At 37.6% G+C, this 7,411-nt stretch carries 9 protein-coding genes; all 9 read right to left on the minus strand.

Going from position 1 to position 7,411, the window contains the following annotated elements; translation table 11 throughout:
* Nucleotides 1-102: 102 nt before the first annotated feature.
* Nucleotides 103-615 (minus strand): thioredoxin domain-containing protein, encoded by a 513-nt coding sequence (locus tag HMPREF3116_RS03035; protein WP_070467732.1) that lies wholly within the window; start codon nucleotides 613-615, stop codon nucleotides 103-105.
* A 24-nt stretch (nucleotides 616-639) separates the two neighbouring features.
* Nucleotides 640-1,725, minus strand: a complete 1,086-nt coding sequence (locus HMPREF3116_RS03040; protein WP_070467733.1) for a thioredoxin domain-containing protein — start codon at nucleotides 1,723-1,725, stop codon at nucleotides 640-642.
* A gap of 135 nt (nucleotides 1,726-1,860) precedes the next feature.
* Complete coding sequence (locus HMPREF3116_RS03045) at nucleotides 1,861-2,607, minus strand: DUF1129 domain-containing protein (protein WP_070467734.1); 747 nt, start codon at nucleotides 2,605-2,607, stop codon at nucleotides 1,861-1,863.
* A gap of 32 nt (nucleotides 2,608-2,639) precedes the next feature.
* Entirely contained in the window at nucleotides 2,640-3,734 is a 1,095-nt protein-coding gene (ychF, locus tag HMPREF3116_RS03050) for a redox-regulated ATPase YchF (protein ID WP_070467735.1), read from the minus strand.
* A gap of 70 nt (nucleotides 3,735-3,804) precedes the next feature.
* Complete coding sequence (locus HMPREF3116_RS03055) at nucleotides 3,805-3,984, minus strand: DUF951 domain-containing protein (RefSeq protein ID WP_070467770.1); 180 nt, start codon at nucleotides 3,982-3,984, stop codon at nucleotides 3,805-3,807.
* Nucleotides 3,985-4,016: 32 nt separating this feature from the next.
* Nucleotides 4,017-4,994 carry a ParB/RepB/Spo0J family partition protein gene (locus HMPREF3116_RS03060; protein ID WP_070467736.1) on the minus strand — a complete coding sequence of 326 codons (978 nt, stop codon included), beginning with the start codon at nucleotides 4,992-4,994 and terminating at the stop codon, nucleotides 4,017-4,019.
* Nucleotides 4,975-5,751 carry a ParA family protein gene (locus tag HMPREF3116_RS03065; RefSeq protein WP_070467737.1) on the minus strand — a complete coding sequence of 259 codons (777 nt, stop codon included), beginning with the start codon at nucleotides 5,749-5,751 and terminating at the stop codon, nucleotides 4,975-4,977. Before HMPREF3116_RS03065 ends, HMPREF3116_RS03060 begins: the two co-directional genes overlap by 20 nt.
* 209 nt (nucleotides 5,752-5,960) lie before the next feature.
* Nucleotides 5,961-6,677, minus strand: coding sequence for a 16S rRNA (guanine(527)-N(7))-methyltransferase RsmG (rsmG, locus tag HMPREF3116_RS03070; protein ID WP_070467738.1), 717 nt, complete (start codon nucleotides 6,675-6,677; stop codon nucleotides 5,961-5,963).
* Nucleotides 6,678-6,732: 55 nt separating this feature from the next.
* Entirely contained in the window at nucleotides 6,733-7,065 is a 333-nt protein-coding gene (locus HMPREF3116_RS03075; protein WP_070467739.1) for a DsrE family protein, read from the minus strand.
* Nucleotides 7,066-7,411: the final 346 nt, after the last annotated feature.

Genomic DNA, 7,411 nt, shown 5'->3' on the forward strand with positions numbered 1-7,411 from the left:
AAGTTAGCGCCCATGCCGGGCGCACCAAAAAGAGGCTGAGGTATTTTTGCCCCAGCCTCCAAAATTATTTATTCATATGCTTTTTATCCAATAGACCTTAGGTTAAATTCGCTCCATAATCGCGCGCTTAAATAACGTTGGATCTACTGTTTCAACAAAAGCTTGATCACCAACAAAAATTGTTGGAACAGCACCCACTCCTACTGCTTGAGCTTCTTCAAATACGCGTGCTGCAAGTTCATTATTGTCTTGTTTTACTAGTCCTTGCTGAACTAGGTAAGCTTCAATTTTATCCAAATCTAATTGGGCCCAGTCATTTTGTGACCGCATATATTGGTCCACCATCGAATAAGCATTTTCTTGCTCTACATAGTTAATATAATCATGAACAATATTCCCTTTTTGTAAGCGAGGTCTAGTCTTGTTATAGTGCTTTAATATACGTTGTACCTGTCCCGTTTGTACCAAAGGATCCAAGAAAAAAGCAAATTGTTCTTGATAATTTAAGGCATCAGGACATGCTAAGTTATAATATTCAACAATTTTTACCCTTGCTGTATCCTTACCCAATTTGATAGCATCTTGATAGGTAATTTTATCTGTTTGAAATGCCATATACTATCTCCTTTGATCATCTATTTACTGAGCGATTTTCTCATCTAAATAAGCTGCCAAGTCCTCACTTGCTGTTGGACCGACAAACGCTTTTTCACTGTTTACGACAATTGTTGGGGTTGCTGTACCGCCAATTGCTTCAAATTCTGCTTTTACAATATCATTTTGTAGTCGGTTGCCTTGGTATTGATACGATAAGGTTTCAATAGCATAATCTACGATACCTCTAAAATCAGTGGTTTTCCATTCTCCGTGGCGAGCGAATACTTCCTTAAATTGTTTATAGGCTTTTTCTTGGTCACTGTAATCTACAAAACGGTTGATGACTTCTCCTTTTGACAATCCGGCTTTATCGATATCTACATGTTTGATGATCCGTTGAATTTTCCCTTCATCTGCTAGCGCTTCTAATTTTTCAGACATCTTATCTTCAAAATTCTTAGATCCTTGACAACGGAAATTCAAGTACTCTGTCACTTTAATTGGTGCATCGTCTTGACCGTATTTAATAGCACGTTTATCTGTAACATTATCTAAATCTAATTTATCGGCAGCAAAATCAAATACTGCTGTCTGAGTTGCCGTTTGATATGCTGCATTAAACCAGTCACGAATAGTATTATTGTCTTCATGTTCATCAAATACCTGACCAAATACATAGGCTGTTGGCACGGTTTTTGCCCCTACTTCTGCAGCTTCTGCTTTAATCGCTTCTTGGATATCATCATGGTCTTGTTTACGGTAACCCAATTGATTTTCAGCATATTCAGCCACGCCCGCTTCATCCAATTCTGTCCATTCTTGTCGGGTTTTAAACATCTCTGTTAACTGCTTAAAGGCATTTTCTGGATCATCGTAAGTCAGATAACTATGCATGACATTCCCTTTACGCAAGTGACCGGTTGGACGATCAACTGGCTTAACAATATACTGCACCTTACCTGCTTCAACAAATTCTTGAATAATAGCTGTATTTTGTTGTTCAAATTTCCGGGAAAAAGGACACTCTACGTTTAAGTAAGCATATAATTTTACCGGTGCGTCTGCTTGGCCGTAACGAAAGCCTAGTTCATCTGAAACAGTTGAAAAATCAATATTTGTTGCATCCATTTTATTACACGTCCTTTGTATATTTAATACCCTTATCTTAACGAAGATTTTACATGATGCCAAAAATATCAACTCGACCAATAGGTTTATTTGCCTAAAAAAAAGCCTGTCAGCTTTACTGACAGACTGATTGGTTTAGAATAAGGTATTTTGGACGTTAAATTCGCGTTTAAACCACCATCTGCCAGCTAAACCAAGGATAGCTATTGCCAGATAAGCGAACAGTGGTAATTTAGGATTTATACCTGTTGGCAGGAATTCTGTTAAAGAAATGAGTAGGATCCAAGCTAATAAAACAGCTACTGAAATCAAGATGTAGCGCATAGTGCCACGTTCTTTCTTCGGTTTAGACATATCAGGTTGGTTGGTCGTCAACACAGCCATCGCTAATCCTCCAATAATAAAGTTCAAGATTAGTGTAAATAAACCAGCTGGGCCTGAGCTTGTATTTTCAGAACCAATTAATAGGGTTAACCCTGAAATACCAGCAAATACACCACCAATCAATAAACCTCCTTCAACCCAATAGTGCCAAAATGGGCTATCACCTACTTGTGATGATCCATTCGCCTCATTAGGGTTTTCATGTAGTTCTTGGGCGTAAGTTGTTGGTGTACCGTATAATTGTTTAGCTGTTACGCCTTTGTCTTGCTCTGTTAGAAGGGTGTGTAGCATTTGATTTTCTTTTAAATCAAGATCACCATCGTAACCTAAAGCCTTGATTTCATTCATGAATTTAATCATAAACTCTTTGTTACGCTTGGTTAAACTTGTATAAAGACCTTCACGTTCATCCTTGATACGTTGGCGAGCTGCTTTTACTTCCGCTTCGCGTTCAGTTTGAATATCGGCTCTTGATTTTTTCTCATTTCTTAATGCCATGATTGGTCAAATCTCCTTTTATCTAAATGATATTAAACGTTAAATCTAAATAGTAGGATATCGCCATCTTGTACGACATAATCCTTACCTTCAGACCGGTAGCGGCCAGCTTCTTTTGCCGCTTTTTCACTACCATATGTGAGTAAATCTTCGTAAGATAAAGTTTCTGCGCGAATAAAACCTTTTTCAAAATCTGAGTGAATAACACCTGCTGCTTGTGGTGCTTTCATCCCTTTTTTGAAAGTCCATGCGCGTACTTCTTGAACACCCGCAGTAAAGTAAGTTTCAAGACCTAATAAGGTATAAGCACGTTGAATAAGACGGTCTAGACCTGATTCTTCCATACCTAAGTCTTCCATGAACATTTCACGGTCTTCATCATCTAGTGAGGCTAATTCTTCTTCGATTTGTGCAGACACGATGACCACTTCCGCATTTTCTTCACTCGCAATACCACGTACAATTTCAACATAGTTATTACCAGTTGCTGCATCATCTTCATTTACATTTGCTACGTATAAAATTGGTTTTGTTGTAAGTAAGAACATGCGGTCAATAAATGGTTGCTCTTCTTCAGTGAAAGTAATTGTGCGAGCTGATTTTCCAGCTTCTAATACTTCTTTTACTTTAGCTAGCGCATTTGCTTCAACAACTGCGTCGTGATCTTTAGATTTAGCCATTTTAACCGCTTTTTCATAGCGTTTATTTACTGTTTCTAAATCAGATAAAATAAGCTCTAAGTTGATGGTTTCAATATCATCAGTTGGATCTACTTTCCCAGAAACATGCGTAATGTTTCCATCTTCAAAACAACGAACTACGTGGATAATTGCATCCACTTCACGAATGTTCGCTAGGAATTTATTGCCTAACCCTTCACCTTTACTCGCACCTTTAACAATTCCAGCAATATCTGTAAATTCAAAGGTTGTTGGGACTGTTTTTTTAGGTACATAATATTCAGTTAGTGTTTGTAAACGACTATCTGGTACTTCAACAACCCCAACATTAGGGTCGATTGTTGCAAAGGGATAGTTTGCAGCTTCCACTTGAGATTTTGTAATTGCATTAAATAAGGTTGATTTTCCAACGTTTGGTAATCCAACAATTCCGGCAGTTAAGGCCATTTCTTCACGCTACTTTCTTTATTCAGGGTATTTTTAATTCATACAGACAAATAACTAAGATGTGGTCACCTTAGTTAGGGTTTGCTGATTCGATCACTTTTTTCATTTTCTTTTCAAATTCACGACGTGGCATCATGACGGATTGGCCACATCCTTGACATTTAATGCGGATATCCGCACCTAAACGAATAATTTTCCAAGCATTTTCACCACATGGGTGCTGTTTTTTCATTTGCACGATATCATGCATGCCATATTCTTTTTCTCCCAAGACACACACCTCTAATCTTCAAATTTAATATCTAAAATATCTAGAATACGGGTTAAATCATCTTCAGAAAGGTATTCAATTTCAATTTTACCGCGTTTACCGCGACTATTAATTTGGACGTTAGTACCAAATTTATCCATTAACCGATCTTCACTTTCACGGATATAAGGCGGGACAACTTCTTTCTTCGTATGGTCTTTTTTAATATCCTTGTCAGCTGGTTCGTTTAAAGCTTGAACCATTTTCTCTAGCTGACGGACAGTAATCCCTTCTGCAACAACTTTCTTAGCTAGACTTGATTGGTCTTTTTTTGATTTTAAACCTAAAATTGTCCGAGCTTGTCCGGCTGATAAAGCGCCTGACTGTACTAATGCTTTAATATCATCACTTAAACCTAGAAGACGTAAGTGGTTAGTGATATAGGTTCTTGATTTCCCTAAGCGCTTAGCAGCTTCATCTTGTGTAATCGCTAAGACATCAATCAGTTGTTGGTAAGCCATTGCCTCTTCTAAGGCTGTTAAATCTTCCCGTTGTAAGTTTTCAATAATAGATGCTTCAATCATTTGCTCATCAGAAAACGCACGTACAATAGCTGGAATCTTTGTTAAACCAGCAATTTTACTCGCACGAAAACGACGTTCACCAGCGATTATTTCATAACCTTTTACCGCTGACTGTCGTAAGGTAATTGGTTGGAAGATTCCTTGCTCTTGAATAGATTTTGCTAAATCATTTAACGCTTCTTCATCAAATTGGTGACGCGGTTGATAAGGGTTTGGTCGAATATCGTCTACGTTGATTTCTTGTACCATTCTATCAGTAGCGGTAGTTTCAACAGCCGCCTCACTCATTTCTTCTTTAGTGGCTTCTTGTGAATCTTTTACTTGTTGTTGATCTGTCTCATCTTGGGTAAAAAGGGCATCGTTGCCGAAGAATGCATCAATTCCACGGCCAAGTCCCCTATTATGTTTATTTGTTTGTTTGCCCATTATTTTCTAGCACTTCCTTTGCCAATTCTAGATACACTTCAGCGCCGCGAGAACGAATATCGTAGTCAATAATAGATTGTCCATATGATGGTGCTTCAGACAAACGCACATTTCTTGGAATTAAGGTCGTATATACTGCTTGACCAAAGTACTTCCGAACTTCTTCTACGACTTCATTCGATAAGTTTGTTCTTGCATCATACATTGTCATTAAAACACCTTCAATTTTTAGTCCTGCATTAAAGTGTTTTTGCACTAGTTGGATAGTATTTAGCAACTGACTTAACCCTTCTAAGGCATAGTATTCACTTTGTACAGGAATCAATACTGAATCTGCACTGGTAAAGGCATTAATCGTTAAATGTCCTAGTGATGGTGGACAATCGATAAAAATGTAGTCATAGTCATTTCGAATCGGTTGAATCGCTGCTTTCATCTTTTGCTCACGGTGAGAGATACTGGTAAGTTCAACCTCAGCCCCAGCCAAGGAAATCGTTGCCGGTACAACAGATAAGTTTTCACGTGAAGATGATACTACAGCATCTTTAATCGCAACTTCGTTAATCAACACGTCATAGATACTGTTTTCAACAGAACCCTTAGCAATGCCTAGTCCACTAGTAGCATTTCCTTGCGCATCACTATCAATTAATAAAATTTTCTTTCCTTGATAGGCAAGTGCGGATGCTAAGTTGACAGTTGTTGTTGTCTTCCCGACACCACCTTTTTGATTGGCGACTGCGATTACTTTACCCATTTTCTAACCCCCTGCGTTATATCCATTGATTTTAATAAAAAAGGAACGGAATGCGTTTCCGTTCCTTCGCATTCATTCAAAATAGTTTTTAGACTATTTTTCGCAATATTATGCTTGTCATGTCATTTATTCTTTACCATTGTACCAAAAAAGCGTCTAGATTGTTCAAGGAATTCTATTATCAAGTAAAATACTTTTCATCCCTGTACTTATAGCGGACTTTTCGCTGGTTTCCCTGGTTTACGTGGATATTTTTTCGGTGTTTCTTTTGGTTTTTCAATCCGTAAAATATGACGCTCTCCAGCTTCAGCTGGTAAATCAAATTGAATATCTTCAGCAAATTTACCTCCTAGGATAGCAATAGCATGTTTTGCTTCTTCAATTTCATCATCTGATTGTTGTGCTTTCATAGCTAAGAATTGGCCATTTTTCTTCACTAGGGGTAAACAAAATTCCGCTAATAAGTTTAATCTAGCCACCGCTCTAGCAGTTGCAAAATCAAATTGGCCACGGAATTGTGGGTTTTGACCAAAAGTTTCGGCTCTATCATGATAAGCATGAACGCCTTCTAAACCTAACGCATTGATCACTTCATTGATAAAATTGATGCGTTTATTCAATGAGTCAACAATCGTGACTTCTAAGTTTGGTAAGGCAATTTTTAGTGGAATACTGGGGAACCCAGCGCCTGAACCGACGTCTACTAAACGGTACGTTTGATCAGCCAATTCAACGTGCATAGCGACAGTCAGTGAATCATAGAAATGTTTCAAATACACTTCTTCTAGTTCTGTAATGGCTGTCAAATTCATTTTTTCATTCCATTCAACCAATAATTCGAAATAACGATTAAATTGTGTCATTTGTTGGTCATTTAAGTGGATACCTGCATCCGCTAAACTACTTTTAAATAATTCTGGATTCATGATTGTCTACTTTCTATATTGAATTCTAGATGGTCCGATAAAGTAAGCTCATTCATTAAGCACGAATATAGGCATAACCATCATGTTGACGGTTAATTAATTCGGCAATACCTGATGTAACTGGGGTAAATAAGTGATTATTCACCATTTCTGGATCAATTCCTTGAGCTTGTAGTGCATGTTGGCATAACTCAATCGTCACACCTTGTTTCACGAGTTTTTCTAAGTCTTGATAATACGCTTCACGCAAAGCAATTCGGACAGCACGACCATTAGCCAAGACGATCACTTGTAAATCTTCCACATCATTTAGCGCATTTTGAATAGTTGGTAAGAGATTCTCCCATTCTTTCATCTCATGTACATGAAAAATAGCACGTTTTAGCATTAGATTACTCCTTTTTTCATTTGCCTAGGCATTTGTTTTCGTATAGCTTACAAATTTATTAAGTGCATATAGCTATGCACTTACTTTAAACGATTTTATCATCAATCATTTTATTTTCTTAAATTATAGCATAAGCCTGAAGTCTAATATAGGCGTTAACGACTAGATTCCTCATACGTTAAAAGAGGCTGGGACAAAAATATCTCAGCCTCTCTTTGCTATATAAAAGATATTTATCACCGGGTTTCAAAAGTCAGCATTGTCCGATGCTGCCTAAATTGCGCAATAACATGTCGTTATTGTTCGGCTTTTGATCCAGCACGTCAATGCTAAACGACTTTTGTCT

It is taken from the genome of Aerococcus sp. HMSC10H05 (genome assembly GCF_001806975.1).
Classification (GTDB): Bacteria; Bacillota; Bacilli; order Lactobacillales; family Aerococcaceae; genus Aerococcus; species Aerococcus viridans_B.